The organism is Rhizomicrobium electricum, assembly GCF_011762045.1.
GTDB lineage: Bacteria > Pseudomonadota > Alphaproteobacteria > Micropepsales > Micropepsaceae > Rhizomicrobium > Rhizomicrobium electricum.
The window spans coordinates 162,224-186,112 of the sequence record NZ_JAASQS010000003.1; the positions used below are offsets into that span (position 1 = coordinate 162,224).

The 23,889-nt window shown below is 60.4% G+C and carries 27 protein-coding genes; 15 read left to right on the forward strand and 12 right to left on the reverse strand.

Annotated features, from left to right (window positions below; all coding sequences use genetic code 11):
* Positions 1-8 precede the first annotated feature (8 nt).
* From FHS84_RS06425 to FHS84_RS06455, 7 genes are all read right to left on the reverse strand, one after another.
* A complete protein-coding gene (locus tag FHS84_RS06425; protein WP_166932078.1) occupies positions 9-278 on the reverse strand; it encodes a hypothetical protein in 270 nt (89 codons plus the stop codon).
* A gap of 249 nt (positions 279-527) precedes the next feature.
* Positions 528-686 (reverse strand): DUF3309 family protein, encoded by a 159-nt coding sequence (locus FHS84_RS06430; protein ID WP_166932080.1) that lies wholly within the window; start codon positions 684-686, stop codon positions 528-530.
* 103 nt (positions 687-789) lie between these two features.
* Positions 790-1,149, reverse strand: coding sequence for a collagen-like protein (locus tag FHS84_RS22040; RefSeq protein ID WP_166932084.1), 360 nt, complete (start codon positions 1,147-1,149; stop codon positions 790-792).
* A gap of 111 nt (positions 1,150-1,260) precedes the next feature.
* A complete protein-coding gene (locus FHS84_RS06440) occupies positions 1,261-1,908 on the reverse strand; it encodes a hypothetical protein (protein WP_166932087.1) in 648 nt (215 codons plus the stop codon).
* A 125-nt stretch (positions 1,909-2,033) separates the two neighbouring features.
* Entirely contained in the window at positions 2,034-2,726 is a 693-nt protein-coding gene (locus FHS84_RS06445; RefSeq protein ID WP_166932089.1) for an RT0821/Lpp0805 family surface protein, read from the reverse strand.
* A 184-nt stretch (positions 2,727-2,910) separates the two neighbouring features.
* Entirely contained in the window at positions 2,911-3,099 is a 189-nt protein-coding gene (locus tag FHS84_RS06450; protein WP_166932091.1) for a hypothetical protein, read from the reverse strand.
* Between the two features lie 144 nt (positions 3,100-3,243).
* Positions 3,244-7,857 (reverse strand): chemotaxis protein CheB, encoded by a 4,614-nt coding sequence (locus FHS84_RS06455; protein ID WP_208393735.1) that lies wholly within the window; start codon positions 7,855-7,857, stop codon positions 3,244-3,246.
* Between the two features lie 205 nt (positions 7,858-8,062).
* Here FHS84_RS06455 and FHS84_RS06460 point away from each other — a divergent pair, with 205 nt between their 5' ends.
* The 10 genes from FHS84_RS06460 (at position 8,063) to FHS84_RS06505 (ending at position 15,145) form a co-directional block, all read left to right on the forward strand.
* The gene (locus FHS84_RS06460) at positions 8,063-8,377 is read left to right on the forward strand and encodes a hypothetical protein (protein WP_166932093.1); all 315 of its coding nucleotides are present in this window, start codon (positions 8,063-8,065) and stop codon (positions 8,375-8,377) included.
* A 193-nt stretch (positions 8,378-8,570) separates the two neighbouring features.
* On the forward strand, positions 8,571-9,146 hold the full coding sequence (locus FHS84_RS06465) for a lipid-binding SYLF domain-containing protein (protein ID WP_166932096.1): 576 nt from the start codon (positions 8,571-8,573) through the stop codon (positions 9,144-9,146).
* Between the two features lie 138 nt (positions 9,147-9,284).
* Complete coding sequence (locus FHS84_RS06470; RefSeq protein ID WP_166932100.1) at positions 9,285-9,803, forward strand: hypothetical protein; 519 nt, start codon at positions 9,285-9,287, stop codon at positions 9,801-9,803.
* Positions 9,804-9,957: 154 nt separating this feature from the next.
* The gene (locus tag FHS84_RS06475) at positions 9,958-10,995 is read left to right on the forward strand and encodes a zinc-dependent alcohol dehydrogenase family protein (protein WP_166932104.1); all 1,038 of its coding nucleotides are present in this window, start codon (positions 9,958-9,960) and stop codon (positions 10,993-10,995) included.
* Between the two features lie 2 nt (positions 10,996-10,997).
* Entirely contained in the window at positions 10,998-11,432 is a 435-nt protein-coding gene (locus tag FHS84_RS06480; protein WP_208393736.1) for a low affinity iron permease family protein, read from the forward strand.
* 236 nt (positions 11,433-11,668) lie between these two features.
* Entirely contained in the window at positions 11,669-12,172 is a 504-nt protein-coding gene (locus tag FHS84_RS06485) for an OmpA family protein (protein ID WP_166932110.1), read from the forward strand.
* Between the two features lie 68 nt (positions 12,173-12,240).
* Complete coding sequence (locus FHS84_RS06490) at positions 12,241-12,450, forward strand: hypothetical protein (protein WP_166932112.1); 210 nt, start codon at positions 12,241-12,243, stop codon at positions 12,448-12,450.
* An 80-nt stretch (positions 12,451-12,530) separates the two neighbouring features.
* Entirely contained in the window at positions 12,531-12,764 is a 234-nt protein-coding gene (locus FHS84_RS06495; RefSeq protein ID WP_166932114.1) for a hypothetical protein, read from the forward strand.
* 151 nt (positions 12,765-12,915) lie between these two features.
* On the forward strand, positions 12,916-13,524 hold the full coding sequence (locus FHS84_RS06500; protein WP_166932117.1) for a PRC-barrel domain-containing protein: 609 nt from the start codon (positions 12,916-12,918) through the stop codon (positions 13,522-13,524).
* A 1,012-nt stretch (positions 13,525-14,536) separates the two neighbouring features.
* On the forward strand, positions 14,537-15,145 hold the full coding sequence (locus FHS84_RS06505) for a PAS domain-containing protein (protein ID WP_166932128.1): 609 nt from the start codon (positions 14,537-14,539) through the stop codon (positions 15,143-15,145).
* A gap of 406 nt (positions 15,146-15,551) precedes the next feature.
* Here FHS84_RS06505 and FHS84_RS06510 read toward each other — a convergent pair whose 3' ends face one another.
* Positions 15,552-15,749, reverse strand: a complete 198-nt coding sequence (locus tag FHS84_RS06510) for a hypothetical protein (protein ID WP_166932130.1) — start codon at positions 15,747-15,749, stop codon at positions 15,552-15,554.
* Between the two features lie 419 nt (positions 15,750-16,168).
* Here FHS84_RS06510 and FHS84_RS06515 point away from each other — a divergent pair, with 419 nt between their 5' ends.
* From FHS84_RS06515 to FHS84_RS06525, 3 genes are all read left to right on the forward strand, one after another.
* Entirely contained in the window at positions 16,169-17,335 is a 1,167-nt protein-coding gene (locus FHS84_RS06515) for an OmpA family protein (RefSeq protein WP_166932133.1), read from the forward strand.
* 148 nt (positions 17,336-17,483) lie between these two features.
* Positions 17,484-17,639 carry a DUF4175 domain-containing protein gene (locus FHS84_RS06520; RefSeq protein ID WP_166932135.1) on the forward strand — a complete coding sequence of 52 codons (156 nt, stop codon included), beginning with the start codon at positions 17,484-17,486 and terminating at the stop codon, positions 17,637-17,639.
* A gap of 194 nt (positions 17,640-17,833) precedes the next feature.
* A complete protein-coding gene (locus FHS84_RS06525; RefSeq protein WP_166932137.1) occupies positions 17,834-18,337 on the forward strand; it encodes a hemerythrin domain-containing protein in 504 nt (167 codons plus the stop codon).
* Positions 18,338-18,466: 129 nt separating this feature from the next.
* Here FHS84_RS06525 and FHS84_RS06530 read toward each other — a convergent pair whose 3' ends face one another.
* The 4 genes from FHS84_RS06530 to FHS84_RS06545 are packed head-to-tail and all read right to left on the reverse strand — an operon-like array spanning position 18,467 to position 21,925.
* Complete coding sequence (locus FHS84_RS06530) at positions 18,467-19,954, reverse strand: DHA2 family efflux MFS transporter permease subunit (protein ID WP_166932140.1); 1,488 nt, start codon at positions 19,952-19,954, stop codon at positions 18,467-18,469.
* A gap of 31 nt (positions 19,955-19,985) precedes the next feature.
* Positions 19,986-20,498, reverse strand: coding sequence for an isoprenylcysteine carboxyl methyltransferase family protein (locus FHS84_RS06535; RefSeq protein WP_166932142.1), 513 nt, complete (start codon positions 20,496-20,498; stop codon positions 19,986-19,988).
* Complete coding sequence (locus tag FHS84_RS06540) at positions 20,495-21,547, reverse strand: type III polyketide synthase (RefSeq protein ID WP_166932145.1); 1,053 nt, start codon at positions 21,545-21,547, stop codon at positions 20,495-20,497. The genes FHS84_RS06535 and FHS84_RS06540 overlap by 4 nt, the downstream gene beginning before the upstream one ends.
* Before the next feature lie 9 nt (positions 21,548-21,556).
* The gene (locus FHS84_RS06545; RefSeq protein WP_166932148.1) at positions 21,557-21,925 is read right to left on the reverse strand and encodes a hypothetical protein; all 369 of its coding nucleotides are present in this window, start codon (positions 21,923-21,925) and stop codon (positions 21,557-21,559) included.
* A 367-nt stretch (positions 21,926-22,292) separates the two neighbouring features.
* Here FHS84_RS06545 and FHS84_RS06550 point away from each other — a divergent pair, with 367 nt between their 5' ends.
* Both FHS84_RS06550 and FHS84_RS06555 read left to right on the forward strand, forming a co-directional pair.
* Positions 22,293-22,994, forward strand: coding sequence for a hypothetical protein (locus FHS84_RS06550; protein ID WP_166932150.1), 702 nt, complete (start codon positions 22,293-22,295; stop codon positions 22,992-22,994).
* Complete coding sequence (locus FHS84_RS06555; protein WP_166932152.1) at positions 22,994-23,635, forward strand: NAD(P)H-dependent oxidoreductase; 642 nt, start codon at positions 22,994-22,996, stop codon at positions 23,633-23,635. The genes FHS84_RS06550 and FHS84_RS06555 overlap by 1 nt, the downstream gene beginning before the upstream one ends.
* Positions 23,636-23,889: the final 254 nt, after the last annotated feature.

A 23,889-nucleotide genomic window follows, 5' to 3' on the forward strand; every position in this document is an offset into this window, starting at 1 on the left:
CGTTTCGATCATGGAGACGGCGGGTCTGTCCTCGGCGCCGCGTCATTCGCTAAAGCGCGGTCCAGTTCGCCGGGGTCGACCGGCATGTACTCCGTCAAGCCGTTGTAGGTGAGCGGCATCGTGGTCGAAACACGCTTCCAGGCCGAGAACGACACAGCCTCGATCAACTCCTCCAGAGTGTCGATACGATAGACGCCTGGCGGTTGCACATGGTCAAATCCGCTCAATCGGAATGACCGGAAAAAGGTGACCTGCTTACTGCTGGTGCGCGATAGCATGTATTCCTCCGTCCGTTAGGCCTGATAACAGGATGGGATGGGCGGCGAAGCAGGCGAAATTCGCCGCTCCGCCACCGCTCTCCACTCCGGCGCTTCATTTGCCCAAGTCACACACACGTGGCGCGGTTGGCGCCATGGCGCGTGAGGGCCCGCGCCGGAATACTCTTCCGTCGGATTCCGACGGGACCACCAACTTCTATCTCACGACCTGTTCCTTCGTGGTCCGGACGAGGCGCCATTACCAAGGCACTAGATCCTTCCCATAAGCACCAGGACGAGAACGATGACGAGGACGAGGCCCAACCCACCGCTTGGGCCGTAGCCCCAACTCGAACTATGCCGCCAAGTCGGCAAGGCGCCGACCAAGAACAGCACCAGAAGTATCACAAGAATTGTGCCCAAGGTCATGGCCTCAACTCCCTATAGGGCACGCCGGAAACAACCATCTCCGATCGCACCTTCGACCGAGGTCAGAGGCAGTGCCCTGCCTCTGCCTCAGCCGTGTTCCGAATTACTTCGTCGGCGGTACTACAACGACGGTAGTGCCATCGCCCGATCCGGTATTGCCTTTGGCGCCTTTGGTGCCCTTGGTGCCTTTGTCTCCTTTGGCACCGGTATCGCCGGTGGCGCCCTGCACGCCCGTTGCACCGGTGTCGCCGGTCGCACCCGCGCCGCCGGTGGCACCTGTGTCGCCGGTTGTGCCTTGCGCACCAGTGTATCCAGTGTTGCCTTGATTACCCGTCGCGCCCTGCGCGCCGGTATATCCCGTGTTGCCGGTGTTCCCTTGCGGACCGGAGGGCCCCATCGGGCCGGTGCAGGCCGCCAACGCGAGCGCGGAAATCATCACAACCAATGGCATCGAGTATTTCATAACGGTATCCTTTTCGAGTGATGCACGGCAAAGAATGCCGGATCACCGTCAGTCTATTGATGGCGTAGTGGTCCCGGCAGCCTCGGAATCTACTCAAACTCCGCAGCCGGACTAATCCTGTCGCCAGCCGTCGCCACCGTCGCGGTCATGGTTCCAGTCGCGATACTTAGCGGCTTTCAAGGCTCGGTAATTGCGGTGTTCGCGATCATCGTTCCAACGATGCCAGCGACGCATGCGATCCCAGTATCCATCGCGATAGGCATAGGCGACGCCGCCGACGCTGGACACACGTCTGCCGGCCGGCCAGCCATCGACTACCGTCACGGTGGCGTGATCCCAGTCCCGGAATGTGCCGGCATGGTTGTCGTGGTAGTTACGGATGTCGCGTTCGTTGTCCCAGCGGCGCCATTGGCCGGCGGTGTCCCAGTATCCGTCGCGATATCCGGATCTGATGTCACTCGATACGGCGTAACCATGACGGCCGGAACCTTGCGCGCCGACCGCCATAGCAGAAGCCAGCGTCACGCCGACAAGCGACAGAATAGTCGTAAAGCTCTTCAAAAATGCTCTCACAAAAAAACCTCTGGTGTAGCCGCAGCTTACGAAAGGACACACGGCAGTTTGCAGGACCGAGGCTCTCCAGCCCCGCACATAATGCGAGGATTTCAAGTCCGGTCGTTGGCGGAATGACTTGAGATGGTGATGGAAATGAAAATTGCAATAGCCGATCTCGTACTGGGGCCGAGATCCGCCTTGCATATGACCGTCAGCAGCGCCGACGATCGCGATTATCGAACGGGGATGTCCGCACGGACCGCGACGATCCGTGCGGCAGTCCCGGCAATCTCGTAGTCATGCCCGGTTGGAGCATGGCCGATCGTTGCCTAATCCGTGTACCAGTTGCCGTCGTTGTGGCGGCAGGCCGTTCCAGTGCGATTGTAGGAACGCCTGTTGCTGTATCCCGACTCTCTGAAATCGCGGCAAGTGTTGCCATCGCGCCTGAACTCGCGTGTTGGCGTGAAATAGCCGTAGCCGCCGCTCCGGTTGCGCCAGTTGTGGCGTTCGCCAACGCGGCCTTCAAATCCCACGCTATAGGAGTTCATGGCCATGCGGCGGTCGTCGCAGTTCATGTTGCTTGAGATCGCGTTACCCGCGAGACCGCCGAGGATGACGCCGCCGACGACAGCGCCGCCGTCGCCGTGGCTCACTCCGCTGCCGATCAATCCGCCGGCAACGGCACCCATGATCGTGCCGGCGGCAGTATTGCCGGAACAGTCCTTGCCGTAATAGTAGGTCCCGCGCTCATAGCGGGTTTCGTGCCGATAGGGGTCGGACCTGTAGCGGTCGTTGCGGTCGCGGCGGGCATAGCCGTCGTCGTAACCGTAGTTGTAGCCGTTGCCGTAGTAGGGCTGGTTGGGATCGGCGCGGTCGTTCTGGCGGCCGTTGTCGCGGTCATTCCAGCCGGAATTATTCCGACCACTATTCTGCTGGTCGTGGTCGTAAGGGTCTGCGTTTGCCGCGCCGGTACCAAACACGATCGCCGCCGTGGCGAGCAACATGCTCATCCTGTTCAACATCGAATTATCCTCGAGAAATGCCTGCGCAAGGTTCCGAAGGGAAATAGCGCCGGATAGGGAAAGCGCCCGAAGCGCTCACTCGCGAAGACAATACCCCGAAGAGGCGGGCGGCAGCAGCGCCGGAAACTACTCAATCGCGTTCCCGCACGCGAGAATGCGCCGCCCCCGTTTGCCGCGACGAAAATCAGTTTGGGGAGGTCAGCGTAACGTATATGGCGACAGGCCGGCCGGGATTGCGCTGCGCGATCGCATTCAAGGTCGAAGCGATATCTCCGAGGGTTACCGAGCCCGAAAGACGAAATGATGACGTCTTGTCGGGGTAGAGAATCTTGATGCGCGTGCCGCCCAACCGTTCCACCGGATATTGTTGCATCGAATCCTCCGCCATTTGTTCGTCGGTCTGCCGCGCGATCACCGATCAAAGGGAGTGCTTGCTGCAGCGGACCGATCGGGTGGCCCGAAGGCCACGCGCGAACATAACGGCATACGGGCCCGACCGACGAGGTTCGGAATTTACCTAGATCTCTTTGCGTCCCTGCCGGCTTCCGCCCGAAGGCTCATTGTCGGCAGACTGCGAGGCCGCGGCTACCGCCAGCCGTGCCAGCGCCGGGAGCGATTTCGCGCCGGTCTTCTTCATGATCGCGGCGCGATGGTTCTCGACTGTGCGCTGGCTGACGCCGAGATCCGCGGCAATGTTCTTGCTGGGATGGCCTGCAAGAACCATCTCCATGATCTGGATCTGACGCGGTGTGAGACCCTCCAGGTGATGCGCGGCTTCCTCTCGCCAGGCGGACAGCTTCGACGTATCCTTGGAGTGCTCCAATGCGCGCTTAACGCTGGCGATCAGGTCGCCGGCGCTGATCGGCTTTTCGAGGAAGTCCAGCGCACCCGCCTTCATGGCCTTCACCGCGATCGGTACGTCGCTGTTGCCGGTGATCATGATGGCCGGAAGGCTATGGCCCGCGCCGTGGAGCCGGTCCAGCAATTCAAGCCCGCTAAGTCCGGGCAGGTAGGCGTCTATCAGAAGGCAACCTTCGCGGGCAGGACGATAGGCCCGGAGAAATTCCTCCGCATCGGCATAATCCTCGACGGTCATGCCCTCCCCCTCGAAGGCGGTGCGGACCCCGTCGCGAATGTTGGCGTCGTCGTCGACAATGTAGACGACAGGTTTTCCAGGAGCACTCGGCGCTGCCACCTGATGCGCGATATGCGCTGGCATTTCCGCCGCCGGCAGCCTGCGCCGGATGGCCGCCGTCAGCTCCATGAGTTTCACCGGCTTGTTGAGCTGCAGGTATTTCCGCTTTGCGATGTCCCGCAATGTGCTCGTCGAAATGTCGCCGGTAAGAATAATGACGGCAATCTCGCGCTGAAGATTTTCCTGCAGTTTCGCCGCCACCTGGAGACCGTTCATGCCATTGGGAAGATTGAAGTCGGCCAGGACGAGGTCAGGCTTGGCCGCCCCGCATGCGACAAGATCGAGCGCCGCGACTCCGTCGGGAGCCGCCGTCGTGACGAAGCCCTCGTCCTTGAGCGTCAGCTCAAGCAGCTCGCGCACCTCGGGATCGTCCTCGATCACCAAGATCGAGCCGGAGCGGCGTGCGCCCTCGGCCGCCAAACTCTGTATCGCCGGCTGTGAGAGATCGGGCGGCGCGATCTTCTTGCCCAGCGGAAGCGTGATTTCGATGGAAAACATGGAGCCCTTGCCCGGCCACGACTGGACGCGCACCGGATGCCCCAGCAGGTTTCCCAGCCGCTGCACGATGGAAAGACCGAGGCCGAGGCCGCGGCTGCGCTCGCGGGCGTCGTTGTCGAGCTGATGATACTCCGCGAAGATCGCCTGCAGTTCGTCATCGGGAATGCCGATGCCGGTATCCCAAATCTCGATGCAGAGCTTGCCTCCACACCGGCGGCAGCCGAGCAGCACCTTGCCGCGGGGGGTGAATTTCATCGCGTTGGACAGCAGGTTACGGATCATCTGCTCGAGCAGGCGCGGATCGGTGTAAATCGACAGATCACATGGAACGACGCGCAGCGACACACCCTTGGCCTGTGCGAGGTAGGAGAATTCGTCCCTCAACCGCTCGAACAGATCATTGACCGGAAACGTGGTGGGCTCGGCGCGAACCGTTCCGGCGTCGATCTGGTTGATGTCCAGCAGCGTGTTCAGCATGCTCGACACGGCCGTCAGGACCTGGTCGAACCTGGCAACCAGCTTCTGCGCCACAGGCCCTTCCGCCGTTTTCGCCAATTGTCCCTGAAGCAATGCCAGCGTCTGAAGCGGTTGGCGCAAATCGTGGCTCGCGACGGCCAGGAAGCGAGACTTGGCGATGCTGGCCTGTTCCGCTTGTGCCTTGGCGGCCTGGAGCGCCTCCGCTACCCGCCGGCGCTCGGTCGAGTCGACAAACGTGATGATGACGCCTTCGACCACATTGTCCTTGGTGCGGTAAGGCAATACGCGGCGAACGTACCAGGCGCCGCTCTGCGCTTCGATCTCCCGCTCGATCGGTTCGAACGTCTTCAGGACGGTTTGCGCATCGCTCAGCAGCGCACTATCGGCGGCCAACGAACTCAAGTCGGCCAACGGCCGCCCGACGTCGCCGGGAAGAACGCGAAACAGGAGCTTGGTGGCTGGCGTGAAAAACCGAATGGCGAGTTTGGTATCGAGGAAAAGCGTCGCCACATTCGTGCTGTAGAGAACGTTCTGCAGGTCGTCCGATGTCCGGCGCTGCAGTTCCAGTGTTTCCTGAAGCTGGGTATTGAGCGCCGTCAGTTCCTCGTTGAGCGACTGCAGCTCCTCCTTGGACGCCAGCAACTCCTCGTTGGTCGATTGGAATTCCTCGTTGACCGACAAGGCTTCTTCATTGATGGCGTTCTGTTCCTGAACCGAGAGCTCCAGGTTGCGAGCGGCGCCGTCGAGTTCCTTTCGCACCGCCTGCAGTTCGTGCTCCAGTTCGGCAACGCGTGAAACCTCTCTGGTCGGAACCCGCGCGCCCGGTTTGCGTTTGTCTTTGGGTTCGTCGACGAAACAGATGAGCAGCAGCTTCTCGGTCTCATACGTGACCGACTGCACGACGATGTTGAAAGGTGTCACGCCGGCGCGCAGCGAACCGCCGGGAACCACAATCCGGCTGTTTTCCTGGGCGGCCAGCTTGATGGCAGACCGCAGCTTGGTGCGCAGGTCGGCGCGTGTCATGGTGAGAAGATCGAGCGTGGGGAAACCGGGCGCCAGGTGCAGGTACTTGTCGACAGGCCCCAGCGAGTAGAGGCACTCGAACTTCTCGTTAATCAACACCGCTGCCGGGGCGTAGGCCTCCATCACCAGCCGGCGGCACAATTCCGCGATCGCGGTTTGACGCGACATCACCGGTTTCTGTCTCGGGGCTGAGGGAAGAATCGTGTGAGGACTGAAAGTCTGCGCCAAAACGGGATCGTCCGGCTGGCTCAGACCGACGTGTCGATAAACGCGCTCCGTCTTCGAGACGATCGCAAAATGGCTGCTGTCACCCGCGACGGATTCCGAATTACCGAGCAGGAGAATGCCGCCGTCGCGCAATGCGAAATGGAAGCGCGCCAAGGCTCGCTTCTGGGCATCCGGTCCCAGATAGATCAAAAGATTGCGGCACGAAACCATGTCCAGACGCGAAAACGGCGGATCGGCGAGGACGTCCTGTACGGTGAAAACGACGGCCGCGCGCAAATCGGGCGACACTCTGTAGCTGCGACCCTCCTTCACAAAAAAGCGGGCAAGCCGCTCCGGCGAGATTTCGGCGGCAATCGTTCCAGGATAGAGCGCGTCCCGTGCCGTAGCGATTGCGTCGGGATCGATGTCGGACGCGAAGACCTGAAGCCTGATCTCCCGCTTGGCCGCGGCGATCTGCTCGCGAAACAGGATGGCGAGCGAATAGGCTTCTTCGCCCGAACTGCATCCCGCGATCCAGATGCGCAAAGGCCGATCTTCGGGGTGGTTTCGGATCAGGCCGGGGATGACTTTCTCGGCCAGGAGATCGAAGACCTTGGGATCACGGAAAAAACTCGTGACGTTGATGAGCAGATCCTTGGCGAGAAGGTCGAGTTCTTTGGCATCCTTGTGCAGCAGCTTGAGATAGTTGCCGATGCCGCCTGTTCCGCCGCCCGTCATCGCCATGCGGCGTTCGATCCGGCGCTGCAATGTACCGGTCTTGTACAATGAGAAGTCGTGTGCGGTTTTGGTCCGCAGAAGGTCGATGATCTCGGGCAACCTGTCGGCGGTGCCTTCCTGCGCGCTCGCCTCCCCATGCGGTCCGGGCCCGATCTGCTTGGCGTTTTTGATCAGCGCACCGGGAATTTGCTCCACCGCCAGTACGACGTCCACGGCGCCGGTGGCAATGGCGCTGCTCGGCATTCCGTCGTAACCCGCATCACTCGGGTCTTGGGCGATGACGAATCCGCCTTTTTCCTTGACGGACTTCAGCCCAAGGCTGCCGTCGGCTCCCGTTCCCGACAGAACCACGCACACCGCGCGCTTGCCGCAATCCCGAGCCAACGAATGCAGCAAGTAATCGAACGGCAGCCGCGCCCCGTGCCGTGCCCTGGGTGGCGTGAGGAGCAAAGTGCCGTTGGCGACCGAGAGATACACGCCTGGCGGAATGACATAGACGTGATCGCGCTCGATCCGCATTCCAGTCACCGCCTGCTGCACGAACATGGGAGTGCTGGCGGTCAGCAGATCCACCATCATGCTTTCGTGGTTCGGATCGAGGTGCTGGACGAGGATAAAGGCCATGCCTGAGCCGGCCGGCAGCGCACCGAGGAACTTCCGGAACGCGTCAAGGCCACCCGCAGAGGCGCCAATCGCCACCACCGGAAAATCGCCGGAGGTAGGGCGAACACGCCGCGTCGGTCGTGATTTCGACCGCGCACGGGCCACTTTGGCCTTTTGCGGACGGCGCTTGGGCATTTGGTGATTTCTCAAAACCCTGCTTCGAAGCGCGAAGCAATGTTCCACAATAGCATGCCTTTCTGCCGCGGCGATACTGGCGGGCCCTCTGAAACCGGCCATCCGAGCCGATTTTGGCGCCATCCCGTCGCACTCGCATCTCCAGGGTGCAGTCGGCAAACGCTTGATTAGGGTCACTAACTTTGCAGCGCTCAAGAGACGCGGCCAGACATTCGAGAGACAACATGGCGGCCGGCGAAGCGCCGTTCGAAGCGGATACGGCGTAGAGGCGGATTACTCCAATCCAACCCGCCTGAGTAGTTTCCGAACCTTCCCGCGCCTTACCACGCCGTGCAGCTTGTCGGTGCATACTAACCAACCCACCGTTACGGCACGTTCGCTGCATCAGAGGAGAACACCATTGATTGGAGCCCCATTCCAACTTGCCGCCGAACGTGCCTGGAAGCACCGCTTTGCACAAACCCTCTATGAGGCCTTCTGCGAGAGCGGGCTGGACCGGGCGGCAGCACTTGCAGACGCCTACGCGCATGCCGACGCACAGTACCTGGTTCGCGGAGAGCTAAGCCCCGAAAACGAGGCAAGATCGTCGTTACTCTGGATACAGAGCGATGAGGTACAACCGCGCGCCGCCAACACGGACGATGCCACGCCCGCGAACAACCCGCACAACGGCGCCCATCACATCGAAATCGCTAAGACCGATACAACGGACTAGCACGGGTCCCGGACGTTGCGACATCGACCACCAGCTTTGGCTCGTCGAGTCCCACGCCGAACCGAGGTGAGTTGCGCCTCACGCCCTGAGTAGATTCCGACCCTGAGCGGCCGACCCGTGCAGGACTACATTCGTCATTTGCAGGTGGCCAAGCCGCTCGCGGCCCCATTTCCTTCAAAACAGGATCAGAAAAATGATGAACCTCCGAACCGTTCTTCTTGCCACATCGCTCGCCACGGCGTCGCTGATGACCGTGGGCATGACAGCCCCCGCCTCCGCAGCGTCGGAAACCGATCTCAACAAGGACTCCGATCAGGCGCTGGCGACGCTCTACAAACTGCATCCGTTTGCGGAAACGCTTTCGCACAAAGCCAAGGCCATCCTGGTCTTCCCGAATGTCGTCAAGGCCGGCCTGATCTTCGGCGGCGCGTATGGCGAAGGCGAACTGCTGCAGGGATCGAAGGTCGACAGCTACTACAACACCGTCACCGGATCCTGGGGTCTCCAGGCGGGCGCGCAGTCGTACTCGTACGTCGTGTTTTTGACGAGCAACAAGGCGCTGCGCTACATCCACAAGTCGCATGGCTGGGAAATCGGCGTCGGACCGACCGTGGTCATCGTCGACGAAGGCGTGGCCAAGAACCTTTCCTCGTCGACGCTGAAGGACGATGCCTATGCCTTCATCTTCGGCCAGCAGGGCCTGATGGCCGGCGTCAGCCTCGAAGGCACGAAGATCTCCCGGATCAAACAGAAGACTGCCGGAAATTGAAATCCTGCGGCGCCGTCCTCACAGGGTGGCGCCGCCCGGTTGCCTGCCATGAACGGATGAACGCGGCCCGCCGAAGGCGATGTGGACGCGCGGTGTTCCTTGCTTCCCGAACCGTGCAGATACGGGCGAAGGTGTTCCATGACTGAAACGACGTTTGCTGCCAAGGTCCCCGACAAAGGAACGGAATTTAACACCTTTCTGTACGCAGGCATCGGAGCCGAGGCGAATGGAACCGTACTCAGTGTGCTGTCTGCCATGGCACGGATGAACCTCGACCCCTGGCGAGAGGCCGCGACTTTGGCCGGGCTGCCCGGCAGGGCGGCCGTCAAGAGGCTCACCACCCTGATCGCCGCATTGCCTGGCAGATCGTCAACTCCCGACGAGCGGGAATCGACTGCCGAGCGCTTGGTCAAACTCCTGCCCCAACCCGGCCATCCCGTTCCTGCTCCCCAGCAAAGGAGCTGCGCCAGTCTCCCGCCGTACCTGCTTGGCGTCACCAAAATGTTGTCGGCAAAGGCCGCGATATACATCGTGATGGGGTTGATCGTTCTGGTACTCGGCACCCGGTGGCTCATTGCGGACAAGCCATCGCCCAGCAACACCCAGTCCACGGTATCCGAAGCGGCCGCGAGACCGAATGTGCCGTTGAACCACTGACGATCGGGCCGGGACCACAAGCGGAGCGCATTTCTGAGTAGTTTCCGAAGCTACCGGGCCCGGCGGCTCAGGTTCACACCACGGCGCGCCAATGCTGACGCGGCGCCGACCAAGCCGTCTCGTGTATCGGGCCACTTCAAAAGGACAACCGACCATGAAAGCACTCGTCTATCTCGGGCCGGGAAGGAAGTCTCTCGATGAGCGGCCGAAGCCCGATGTGATGGCGTCTACCGACGCCGTCGTGAAAATCACGAAGACGACCATATGCGGCACCGATCTTCACATCCTGAAAGGTGACGTCGCCAGCTGCTTGCCGGGACGCATCCTTGGGCACGAAGGTGTCGGCATCGTCGACAAGACGGGGCCGGGCGTCACCGCGTTCAAACCGGGCGATCATGTCCTGATCTCCTGCATCAGCGCTTGCGGGCGGTGTGTCTATTGCCGAAAGCAGATGTATTCGCACTGCACGACCGGCGGCTGGATCCTCGGCAACACCATCGACGGAACGCAGGCCGAATTCGTCCGCATTCCGCACGCCGATACGAGCCTCTATCATATTCCCGCCGGCGCGGACGAAGAGGCGTTGGTCATGCTGAGCGACATCCTTCCGACCGGCTTCGAATGCGGCGTGCTCAACGGCATGGTCCAGCCGGGAAACACGGTCGCCATCGTCGGCGCGGGGCCGATCGGGCTTGCTGCGCTGCTCACGGCGCAGTTCTTTTCGCCGGCCCAGATCATCATGATCGACCTTGACGACAATCGGCTGGAAGTCGCCAAGCGGCTGGGCGCCACCGGAACCGTCAACAGCTCCAATGGAAAAGCCTCCGAAACCATCAAGGAGATGACCGGCGGGCTTGGAGTCGACACTGCGATCGAAGCAGTCGGCATTCCCGCCACCTTCCAGTTGTGCCAGGAGATCATCGCGCCCGGTGGCACAATCGCCAATGTCGGCGTTCATGGCAAGAAAGTGGGCCTCCATCTGGAGACACTGTGGGACCGCAACATCACCATCACGACACGGCTGGTGGACACGATCAGCACGCCGATGCTGCTCAAAACCGTCGGGTCTCACAAAATAGACCCAAAACTCCTGATCACCCATCGTTTCAAGCTTGGTCACATTCTCGACGCCTACGAGACGTTCGCGCATGCCGCGGACAACCATGCGCTAAAGGTCGTCATAGAGGCCTGACGATGCGCACGAAGCCCTTGAGCGACACCATACATCCCGCTCCGAATGTGATGCGGCGCCAATTCGCCAGGGTTGCCTGGCATGTCGTGGGCGTGACGGAACATCCCCTCACCTTCATTCTCGCGTGCATCGTTGTGGCGATCTGGGCGATTTCGTCGTTTATCTTTCGCCTGGACGATACATGGCAGACAATGATCGGCACGGCGACGACCATGGGCACGTTCCTGATGGTGTTCCTGGTTCAGAGCACACAGAACCGAAACAGCGCCGCCGTGCAAGCCAAGCTCGACGAACTGATCCGCGCACTCGAGCCAGCCAACAACAAGTTCATCGGGCTTGAACACCGCACCATCCAACACGCGCACGAATTGCATTTGGAAACGGTCGCGGAAGAAATCGCGTCGAAGGCGGCAGGCCTTAACGGCAATCGCGGTTAACCTTCACCGAAGCACACCGCGCCCAGCGACACGGACATGTCGTCGTCTCCCGGCTGCTCTTGCCGGTTCTCTGAACGCAGAAGCGGAAAAGCCGCCGGTCACATGATGCCGCTTTGGGCTGCGCAGAAGACGCAAGCCTTCACGTGTATACGCACACTCGCTCACTTGGCTGTGAGTACATTCCGATCCTGCCGCCATGGCTGCGAGACCCGTATATCTGATGGCGAGGTAGAGACATGAAACGCATCATCCTTCTTGCCGCCTCCGCGGTGTTTGTCGCGGCGTGCGCAGGCTCACAACAAAGCCCGACCGTGTTTGGCTCCAGCGGCACGGCGAAACCTGCCGCTTCTGCCTTTGTTCAGGTCTCTCACAACACACAAGCCGTTCCCGAGAACGCGCCTTGGGCCATCTATCGGGAGTTCAATTTCGACTCTTCGTCGAGTGAAGTCTCGCTTTTGGACACTCCAAAGCTCCGCGAAATCGTCGCTTACGTGGCAAGCAATTCCACTCTCGATATCGGAATCGACGGCACTTTGGGTCGCGACGGGATTAGCCAAGCCGAACGCGACCTCAGTACCCGCCGCGCCGCATCCGTGCGCCGGGCTCTGATGAATACCGGCGCCGGCATAGCATCCTACAAGATCCAAATGGGACCGTTTGGCGACCCCGAGCACAGACGCCCCGGCCAGATCCAAGTCCTGATCGGACCCCGGACCGGATCACCCCAAAGCCCTCTGTAGCGGTCTGGACGCGATAGATCGTTGGCAAGGCACACCCCGAACCGCACATCATTCGAAGGAGAGATGACATGAGACAGGAAACCAGCGAGCAAGCAGGCAGCGATGCACGGATCGAAGAAATGACGCGATTCGGCATCATCTGCGTTCCCGTCGACAACTTCTACTATCGGCAGTTTCACTACACAAATTTGAAAGACGCCGTTGCACAGGCAACGCGCGACAAGGCGCAGATCGCCCACAGCTCTATCGCGGCCGGCCCCGACCGACCGGCCGGTTAACGGGTTGGGATTCCGCTCGCCATGGACATCGGCTCAATCGTCGGCATTCGTCAGGCGCGCCTCGCCTTGTGGAGGTCTCCATGAAACACGTCATCAGCTTCCGTCGCCCAGAACTGCGCCACGTGCTAGCCACGATGACGGTTCCGCCCGAAGGGGATGTGCCGGCGCAAATCCGCCACCTGGAAAGTCTCGGGTACACAATCGTTGCGGTGTCGCCGCCACTCGAGGCCTACGGCCCGCCGCAACCTTCCCGCAAGCCCGAATTGATCGCAGTCTCTGAACCAAGCACTTCGGCTCGGAACGACGCTGAGTAGTTTCCGAAACTGCCTAACGATCGGCGACGGTGACACTCTTGCGCCCGTTTGATCGCAGGCCGGATCAGAACGGCCCGCGGCAATACACATACGCTCCTAAGCGGAAGCAACTCCGCTGTCATTCCGCACCTAGAGAAAAGGAAACTCAGCCATGATCTCCGTCAGGACTCTTGCGCTTTCAAGCGCCTTTCCAGTCAGTTTCGCGTTTTTCCTGCTGACCGCGGGGCCCGCCGTGGCCTCGGAGCGGGATTCCTCCCCCGCCGAGCAGGCACAGACGCAGCAGCTCAATCAGAACATCACCGATGCCAATACGGCCGTCGACAAGCAGAACGCCGAGAACAACGCCGTGTATCAGGAGCAGCAGGCTCGCTATCAAGAGCAACTCGCGGTTTATAAGGCGGGCCAGAAAAACTATCAGGAGCGTGCCGCGACCTACCTGGCGGCGCGCGATCGCTATATTGCCGGCCACGCAGGGTATCACCGTCTCGCGTGGCCTGCCCGCTACGAACAACGCCTCATCGTCGACACCAACGACCTGTTGGGCGCGCGCGTCCACACATCAAACGGCCGCACGGTAGGCCACGTGGCGGAAATCGCGTTGCTGTCCGGTCGCGTCGATGCGTTGCGCGTCACACTCGATAATGACAAAGGCGATGTATGGGTCGAAGCTGCCGATTTGCGTTTTGACGCGGACAAGAAGGTGGTTATGACCAACCTCAACCGCCGGGATTTGTATGTCATGACCCGCGAATCTTATTGAACGAAAGACCTGTCATAACCGCTCGCGTGTACATCTGCGCATTCCTGTTGCAACGGCAAAACCGGCTCGGCGCCTGCTTCGTATTACGTCGACGTGAGTAGATTCCGGGCCTGCCGTGCCTCGTAAGCCTGTCCTACAAATATCATCCGATGCTTCATTCTCGCGCGACGCCATCAGGCGCCCGCCGCACCGGAAGTTATTGAGGAGGTACACCGTGAGCGTGATCTCTCTGCCCAGACGATATGCCCAACCGCGCAGCACGCCCACTCGTGACGTGACGAATAGCGTCAAACGTTGGGGCCGCCGCGGCATCTTCTTTGGCGGTACTTTTGGCATCGCTCTTGGCGCGATATTCGTTGCAATCCCCTTCTCGACAGACGTTCTCGCCTTCGGAGTCCTGGGCACGCTGTTGGTCGGCGCGGTCGAGTGTGCGGTAATTGGCGGCGGGTTTGCCGCGTTAGGTGCGGCGCTTTTCGCCAACGGCGGTGTCTGGAGCAGAACTGCGCAATTCCAGCTCCCTCTGGCGGGGCGCCGCCCCGCAGGCGTCGGCCACCAGGACAGTGACGTTCCCCTTGCTGAGTGGCCGCCTCGCTGGACGTATCCTGTCCAACCAGCCGGGCAGCCTCATCTGCGAGCCCCTGAATAGGTCACGAGCAGGGCGATTTCGTCGACCGATGCCCAGGCGCGTCTCTGCGACTGCAACCGCGACCTCGTCGGAGCCGCCAGTGCGCTTTTACACGATCCGAACCGGCACGATATAGCGTGGGGAACAGCGGCACTTCCCGGCGTCATCAATACCCACCGCCGTCCGCTTCGACTTTGAGTAGTTTCCGAAGGTCGTCGCCACCACATTCCCCCGCTAGACTGCAGAGCATTCGCAGCAACAACGGACGGATGCTTCGTCGGCGGTTCTCGGTGCGAGCCTCCTCAACCGCCCCTGCATCGCGGCAAAACTGACCTCACCGTCATGCGGAATAGGCCATACAGATCAATACACGGAAGCGAGAACTCAATGCCGGCACCACCCGAAACACCCCTCCAAGTCGTCGAACGACTCCGCGCCAAGTTGCGGGAAACGGAAGACATGCTCGTCGTGGCAGAAGAACTTCTGCGCGCGACCGGGCATTCCTGGGAAGACGTAGAACGCGACAAAGCCGCAGGGGACTTCGGCCAGTGCAGCGTGAGAAGCGCGGCGGGACCTTACCGGCTGCTGGTAGAGCAGATCAGCGAACCAGCCCTCACTGTCATGCACAACGGCAGCATAGTATTCTGCAACAGCGCCTTTGCCGACCTTGTGGGTGTACCGCGTGAACGGCTGTCGGGAATCGCAATAGACGAGATTCTGTCCGGCAACGCACCACAGAAATCCGTCGTCGACGAACTCACCAGCGCGGCCCAACGAGAACGGCAATGGAGCTTGCGTACTTCGACTGGAGCGAAATCCGTTTCGCTGTCGTGCCGGTCCGTCAGACTATTCGGCAAAGCCGTCCATAGCCTGGTGGTCAAGCTGGGCGATGTCCCGGCCGCGCATATGCTGGCGCGCACAGACGATCATGCCGGCAGTAGCGGGCACAATGGAACGGGCCAACAGCACCTCCAGCAGTCCGACGGTCACGACTGAACGCGCAATCCTCAAACGACGGGTATACTGTGCCCCACATCATCAGCTTTCGCCGTCCCGGCCAAGTTCGCACAACCACCAAGATGACTATTCCGCAACAGGAAGATCCGCTGGCCTACATACGCCGCCTTGAAAACCTGGGATACAGCATCGTCGAGGTATCGCCGCCCATCGCACAATTCGTTCCGACGCAAAGCCGGGATAGCATCGGTCAGCGCTGCTTTTTCCGGAGCGGTGATGACACGTCGAAACCGAGTAGTCGCTGATCGCTCGTGGCACTTCACAAAATTCCAAGGCCTAGACCTTCCAATAACGCGCGTGCAGTGCGAACGTCATTTTCCCAGTGAGCCGCTCAAGATCGCGCCACATGGGAACGGTAGGTGCCGGCATACAGAATCCGAATGACTCAGAGGTTTGGTAGTGAGGAACACGCCTTGGTGAATCCTTCCATCCACCGCGCCCGCTGAGGCTCGACGGCGTAAGGATTGAGCGTATCCGGGCCGGAGAGATCGACTTGGGCCCGTTCGTTTGCGGACAGATCACGCGCCTTGTTCCAGCCTTCCGCGTAAACGCGGCTAAGGCGATACGCCGAAAGGCTAGTCACGTGTGATTCCTGATCCATAGTCGCAATTCCTCCAGTGACACGTTGACGAACGATGCGGCGAAGTTGCACTCCGCCGCAATTCAACGTTTTCGGCAAGTTGGAGTCTACAACACAACGGCAGGCTTCATCCGACAAATATGCCGTCACCGGCGAGATATAACCATCGTATGTGCCGGTTACAAGCAAATGCCGGGAATCCTGTACTTCGAATGCCCCCGACAGAGTAATGCGATCCTCATGCCGACTAGGGAACACCCCCATGCTTCAGCTAGGCGGACGTGAACTCGGCCTCCTATGAGGCGCCCTGCGCCAATAGTTTCGCTGCTGACACGTCTTCGCTGCATGGAACCAGATACGCCCAAGCTGCAGTTCGGCGACATCGCGCCTGAGTACATTCCGAGCCTGTCGTGCTTGCCCGCATGAGCCTACCTCTCGCACCTCGTAAGTACCGCAAACACCCCGCCGGACAGCGCTGGCTTACCATCGGCAAGAACACAGCTTCCGATCGGTTCCAGAAAGATAGAAAGACCAACATGAGAATCCGCACTTTGGCATTAGCGGGCGCAGCACTGCTCGGGCTCGCAAATTCGGCTTCAGCCGCCGATACCGGCTGGTATATCGGAATTGGCGGTGCTTACAGCATGCCGCAGGCCATTAAATTCCCCACCACGGCTTTCGTCACGGTCAACGGCCAGCCCATTCTTGCCGATCGAGCACAGCCGAAGAACACATGGCGCGGCATCGGCACAATCGGTTATGCTTGGAGCAATCACTTCCGGTTCGAAGTCGAAGGCGGCTACACCGATCCCGATCTCGGATCGCTGAAGCTCGCCGGCGTGAAGTTACCTTTGTCCGACGTCAACGTCCGGCAATTCACGGCCATGGGAAATCTGCTATACGACATGCCGATCTCGGACCGCTGGTACCTCACCGTGGGCGGCGGCGGCGGTTGGAACTGGACCAAGCTGGACCTTGGCGGCGCCGGGATCAAATCCGGGGGGCTCACGTGGCAAGGCATCGGCGGCGTTACCTACAAGCTGAGCAGCGCGGTCGACCTGCAGATGGACTATCGCTATATCACAACCAGTGGGTTGGAAAACTTTGATCCCGGACACCGGGTGAACGTGGCGTCCCACAACGCGATGCTGAGCTTGCGCTGGTACATCGATCAGCCGACGTCCGCTCCTCCTCCGCCACCACCTCCACCGCCTCCGCCGCCCCCACCTCCGCCGATGCCGGTCGCACCACCGCCGGTCACGACCTACATTGTCTTCTTCGACTTCAATAAGGCGGACCTCACGGAAGCCGCCAGGAACATCGTTTCCGATGCCGTCAGGGCAGCCAAGACGAACGGCTTTGTCAAAGTACAAATCGTCGGCCACACCGATACGGTCGGTTCGGACAAGTACAATATGTCGCTGTCTTTGCAGCGCGCCCAGTCGGTGAAGGATGAAATGGTGCGTGAAGGCCTTGACGGAACCGCGATCGGCCTAAGCGGCCGAGGCTTCCAGGACCCGCTCGTTCCGACTGGTCCGGGCGTGCGGGAACCGCAGAACCGGCGTGCTGTCATCGATCTGGGCCGCTAAACCCAGCCCGCGTCCGACGCAGCGGAATATGTACGAGATCCGTGCACTTTTTGCACGGATCTCGGCCGGAACGGGAAACATGCTTGCACTGAAGACGTTGTAGTCAGCCGGCACCCGTAGCAACTCCTGCAAGGACGGAAGTCATCCAATGCGCATTCTAGAAATTGTCGCGGCGTTGATCGTCGCGCTGGTGGCTTTCGTCGTCTTCAAGCTGATCGGATTTGTGCTGCACATCGCACTTATCGGCGCAGCGGCAGGACTGATTATCGGCTTCCTTATAGCCCGCATGGTACGACGGACGTAACGGCCCGCAATCGTTGCGCCGCAAGGAGGAACCGAACTCCTGAGTATATTCCGACGCTCCGAGGAAACTTGGCAAAGCCATAGACTAGGAATGCAGGAGCTCACACTTGCCAGCGTTAGTGTGTGCTGCACTGGTCAAACCACATCGATATTCCCGCGCAAAATGCGCACTCGTTGATACTCGCAGGAGAACCCATGACAACAAAATCCACCACAAAGACCGATACCTCGACAGATAAGCCGGAGAGCATCGACGCCATCGTTCTTCTCGAAAATGACCATGCCGAGGTCAAGACCCAGTTCGACGAGTACGAGGAGCTCGAATCAAAGAGCGAAAAGCAGGCGCTCGCAGACAAAATCTGCATGGCTCTCAAGATCCACGCTCAGATCGAAGAAGAAATTTTCTATCCCGCTGCACGTAAAGCCACAAAAGATACGGATCTGCTGGACGAAGCCACCGTCGAACACGCAAGTGCAAAGATCCTGATCGCAGAAATCGAGGCCATGGAGCCTGACGAGCCGCTCTACGACGCCAAGGTCAAGGTTCTGGGCGAACAAATCAAGCATCACGTGAAGGAAGAAGAAGGAGAACTCTTCCCCGAGATTCGAAAGACTGACCTCGACCTGAAGAAGCTGGGCGCCCGGCTGTCAAAAAGGAAGGTCGAGCTTCTGAGCCAGATGACACCCGAACGCGAATAGTCGTACCGACGAGAACAGCGCCGCGGAACCACAACTGTCGTTGGTTGCCTGGAACGGTGGCGCTCCCTTCTGGAGTTCGCGATATGGGCACGGCAGTACAGCGGCCGTGCATCCTATCTTTTCTCCCCTTTAAGGTCGTGACGACCTCTTCCTTTGCCGCGCGAACGGGATACTGAGAAGCGCAGCAAGGGTCAAAATAGCAACCACGGCCCAGGCGTCATTCATTGCAGCAACGAACGCGGCGCGGTTGACCATGGGTTCGAGGATGCTCTGGGTGACGGCATCGATCGGGCCAGGCGCCCGCTCGGCAAACAACCTCAGCGGAATACCGACAAACTTCGCTGTCGCGACATCGCCAGCCATCAGGCGATGGACAATGGCCTGTGCATGTCCCGGCGCGCGGCCGTAAATGATGCTATCGATCAGCGCAATGCCGATAGCGCCGCCGAGATTGCGCATGAGGTTGAAGAGACCGCTGGCATCCGGAACGGCAGCGGCGTCGAGGTGGCCAAGCGCCAGTCGCGTCGGCGGCAGCAGACAGAACATGATCGCTACGCCGCGGATGACCTGGGGCCAGAACATGCCTGCGAAGTCCGTCTCGGGCGTCTGGAATGCGCTCAGGCCTAATCCGATCGCGAAGAGCGCAAAGCCTGCCGTCGTCAGCAAGCGAGCCCCCATACGCCGTTCGAGAGCGACAGCGAGCGGCGCCGTCGCGAGTTGCGCGATACCCGTTACCAGCATGATCTCGCCGATTTCGAGTGCCTCGTGACCCCGCGCAAAGCCGAGGAACACCGGCATCATATACACGGAACCGAACAAGCCGATACCCAGCACGAAGCTGAGCAAGCTGCCTACCGCGAACATCGGATCGGTCAATGTGCGAAGCTCGACGACCGGTCTGCGGCGGCCGAGCGTGCGGCGAGCAAATGCGACGCCGGCGACGACCGAGACGATCAGCAGGCCGATAACCGTGGGAGACAGCCAGCCACGGTCGGGTGCCTCTTTCAGAGCGATTTCCAACGCCGCCAATGCGACGGCCATGCCGGCGATCGACACGACGTCGAGCGAGCGTGCTTCGCCCAGCATCGGCTTTTCCACCGGCAACAACCACACGGCCCCCAACGCCGCTCCAATCCCCGGCACGACGTTGATGAGGAACAACCAATGCCACGTGTAGGTTTCGGTTATCCAACCGCCGACGATCGGCCCGACGGTGGGCGCCAGCACCGCCAGAACGCCGCCGATCGTCGTGGCGATCCCTTGCAGGCGCGGCGGAAACAGCAGAAACACGGCCGTAAACACTGCCGGGATCAGTGTTCCTCCCGAGAAGCCTTGCACCACACGCCACACCATCAGCATGGAAAAGCTGGTACTGGCGGCACATCCGATGGACGCCGCGGTGAAAACCGAGATCGTGACGACGAACAGCCATCGCATCGTCAAGAGGCGCGTCAGGAAGCCCGTGAGCGGAATCGCGATGACTTCGGCTATAAGATAGGCAGTCTGTATCCAGCTGATCTTGTCGCGTGCAATGCCGAGGGCGCCCTGGATGGTCGGCAGCGAGGTGGCTACCACCTGCACATCGAGGATCGCCATGAACATGCCGACGCACATCATGGCAAAGCCGGCCCAGGTGGCGAGCGGAACCTTATCCTCGTCGCTGTGGAGTATTGGACGCTCCTTTGAGGGCGGCGCTTTCCGCGGTGACACGGATAAAGAGGACTATGCCGTTCAAGATCGAAAACGCCAAGGCATACAACGGCAGATCGAAAACAAGCGGCAAAACTGCGATCTCGCCGATGACGACGACATAGTTGGGGTGCTTCAGGAAGCGGTAGGGACCTCTGTTCACTAGCGAGACGCCCGGCAGGACGATGATGCGGGTGGTCCAGCGTTCGCCCAGAGTGGCCAGCACCCAGATGCGCAGAACCTGGAGCACAGCGAAAAACACCAGCCATGCCCATTGCAGCGGGCGATCCCAGGCGAGCAGCCATAACCCGGCGAGCCACACCGCATGAAACACGACGATGAGGGGATAATGCGCCGCCGCGAATTCGATGGCGCCGCGACCGAGCAACTGGGTCGTATTACGTTTCGCGAGCAACAGCTCCGCCAGCCGTTCCACGGTGACGAAGCCAAGCAGGACGATTGCCGCGATCAAGCCGCTCTCTTCAGCGCGACGCAGCTCGCACTGAACCCCGGTCCCATGGCCGTCATTACGGAGCGCGACGGCAGGCCCGCACGCAAGGTGCGATCGAGCACAAACAGCGCCGTCGGCGCCGACATATTTCCGTACTCGCGAAGCACCTCGCGTTCGTGGTCAAGCCCACCCTGGGGGATATCCAATGCCCTTTCCAGTGCAACGATGACTTTCGTGCCGCCGGGGTGGCAAATAAAGCGGTCCACCTCGTCCATCCGTAACCCGGCGCGTTGGAGAATTCCTGCAACCGCCGGCCCCATATTGGCTTCGGCAAACGACGGGATCGCCTGGGCAAAAATGACTTCGAAGCCCTGCCCGTCCAGATCCCAGCCCATGATATCAAGCGTGTTGGGCCAGGTGTGCTCGCCGGCGGCTTCCACTTCCGCGAGGCCACCTTCTCCGGCCCGCAAGACACAGGCCGCCGCTCCGTCCCCAAACAGGGCGCACGCAACGATGCCCGCCTTGCTGAGCTGGTCCAGGCGAAATGCGAGCGTGCAAAGCTCCACCACGACCAAGAGGACATTGGCCCCCGGCTGCGCCTTGGCAAGACGCGCCGCTATGGCGAAGCCGGAAACGCCGCCCGCACATCCCAGACCGAATATCGGGACACGCTGGATGTCGTCGCGAAATCCCATCTCCTGGGCGGCACGCGCTTCAAGGCTCGGAGTAGCGATACCGGTGGAGGACACCGTGACCACGACATCGACCTCGGCCGCCGTAAGCTGTGCCGCATCAAGCGCCTTGTTCGCGGCATCGACAAAAAGACCGCGCGCAACTTCGAGATAGGTCGCGGTTCTTTCCTTCCAACCATGCGGTTTGGAATACCAATCGATCGGGCGTGCGGCATGGCGCTTGCGAATTCCGGCTGTGAGAAATACCGGAGCCATACGGTCGAAAGCCTCATATCGCTTACCGAACATTTCCCGTGCGGCATCCGCAACATCGTCCTGACGAAGGACGTGCTCCGGAACCGCGGTCGCAAGGGAAATCAGCTTTGCTGTTTGTCTCAATGGACGGCCTCACAATGGAGTACGTGGCGACCGCCGTCGGGCGATACTAAAAATCGCGCCAACCAGTGCTCCGGTGCCGAGCGACAGGGCGAGCAGCGAAAGCGGTCTGGCCCGTACCGACCTTCGTACTGTAGCGAGATTGCCGTCGGTCCAATCCTTCACGTCGTTGGCAACATGGGCTACGGATTCCTCCGCGAGACGATAAGCACCATGCGCAACATCTTCGGCCTTGCGGATCGCGTGGTGCACTCGACTATCTACGATACCTTCAACGTCACCGACAAGCACCTTCATGTCGGTCTCCAATGTTTCGAGCTCCGAACGCAGCGCCCCCAAGCGCCCATCCATGGTCCCATTCTCTCGTGCGTGGTCGGTCATTGCGGATTTCCAATCGTTGATGGTGAATTGACTCAGGTCGACATAGTGGGAATGCACGTTCCCGTACGAGGGTCGGCGAAAACTTTTCCGCGTCACCTGTCCCGGCAAGGACAAAGCCTGTGCAGCCGACAAGACCGCACCGGGGCTTCGCGTATGCACTCGTGCCACAACGTCGGCGTCTTCAGAAATTGTTCCTTTTTACATCGGACGTGAAGCTTCGGAATCTACCCAGTCATTACCGCCGTTCGCAGCTTGAGAGATGAAGATGTTTCCGCGCCGCTCTCGCAGCAATAAGTATAATCCGGACCTGCCCGCCGGCCATACACAAGCATAGATGTATTGTTGTAGGGGGCGAGAAGGTCTCGCCATGCATACTCTGTTTGTCCTCATTACCACCATCGTCATCGCACTCAAAAGTCTATGCGCGATGCTGAACTCACAATTCGAGCAACTTACCGGCCATCCTTTCGGCATGTTCGGCATTGCCGCAGCCGTGGTAACGTCGCTCGTGCTTGCCGTCGGGTGCAGTGTCTGGGCGATCATCGAACGGGCGCGCCGTGGCAATTATCGGGAGCGCGTACAGGCTGTGCTACGCCGATCGCAGACAGCACGTCATTTCCGGGATTCGATCCTGGAATCGCTTCCCGAATCCGTCGTCGTGCTTCGGTCCAGGTCGCAACAAGCGCTCAGCTATGGCGGCGGGAGCGCCCTCCTTCGACAATGTCTCAATGGACCCGACGCCATCCCGTTGGCCGTTGCTATAAACGATCTTTTGAAAAGCGCATCAGGCTTTTCCCTTTCGGTTCGGATATCAAGAAAGCAGCAGATCTTCATTCGCGGTTGTCGCATCGGCCACGGCGCGGCCCTGTTTCTTCGCGGTCAGGAACGCTACGACGCTAAGGAAACCATCGACCACGAAGAGCCGGACGTTATCCGGCTTCCTGTCGCCACGCGCTTGGGCGGCGAGCCCCGCGCTGCCGCTGGGGAAAACGCCGCCAACGTGCGACCGATCCGGGCTTCGCGCCAAAGCGAGATCCGCCCCTACGACAGAATCGCGGGGGCTGCGTGATGTTCGGCGACCGGTCATATCTCCGTTCGACTTGGCGCACGCCTCTTCTACCGGCGAAACGCATACTCGTCATAAACGGCCACACCGATCCAATGAGGGAGCGCTACTGTGCCGACCTTTGCGCGGCATATACCCAAGGTGCGCAATCGGGTGGCCACAAGACGCAGCATATCGATATCGCCGCGCTGCCGGCTCCAGGCGCTGCGAACGGTCACCAATCGTGGTTGCGCAACGAAGCAGCCGAAGTTCTGGAATACCTCTGGTCGACCGATCGCATTTTCATCGCCTTTCCAATGCTGGCGGAGGGACCTCCAACCGCGCTCAAGCTCATCCTGGAAGAATTTCAGCGCTGGCAGGACCGTGAGACGGAGCAGATCGGAGAGCGGCCCCGGCCCAAAGAGACGGATATCGTTGTAACGGCGAATTTTCCGGGCCTTATCTATCGCAACAGTCACGGCGTTCCAGCCGGCGCGTGGTGGACGGTCCTGTCGGGCCTGGATGTTGTCAGAAACATTCTGATCGGAAGTATGGAGTCGATATCGCCGAAAGACAGAGATCGATGGTTACTCGAAGTAAGCCGACGCGGAGCGTCCTCCTGTCCGTACGTTCCAGAAAGAGTAGATCGCCAATGTTCAAATTGATATTCCGCGTAGCGCTCGCATTCGCCGCCGTTTGGATGCTCGCCCCTCATGGATCGGATCCGGGGCTTGCCCAACGGGGTTACGCGACCGTGCAACAATACATGGGCTGGCAAGACACTCCAGACAGCGCGGTCCGCGCGCCACCAAAGCGGCGCGACGCAAATGGCAAGACGGCCAAGGTTACTACGACAGGAGCGCCGTCGAATCCCACGCCAGTGACGCCCGCCAGCCTCCCGTGATGGGCGCCTCCGAAG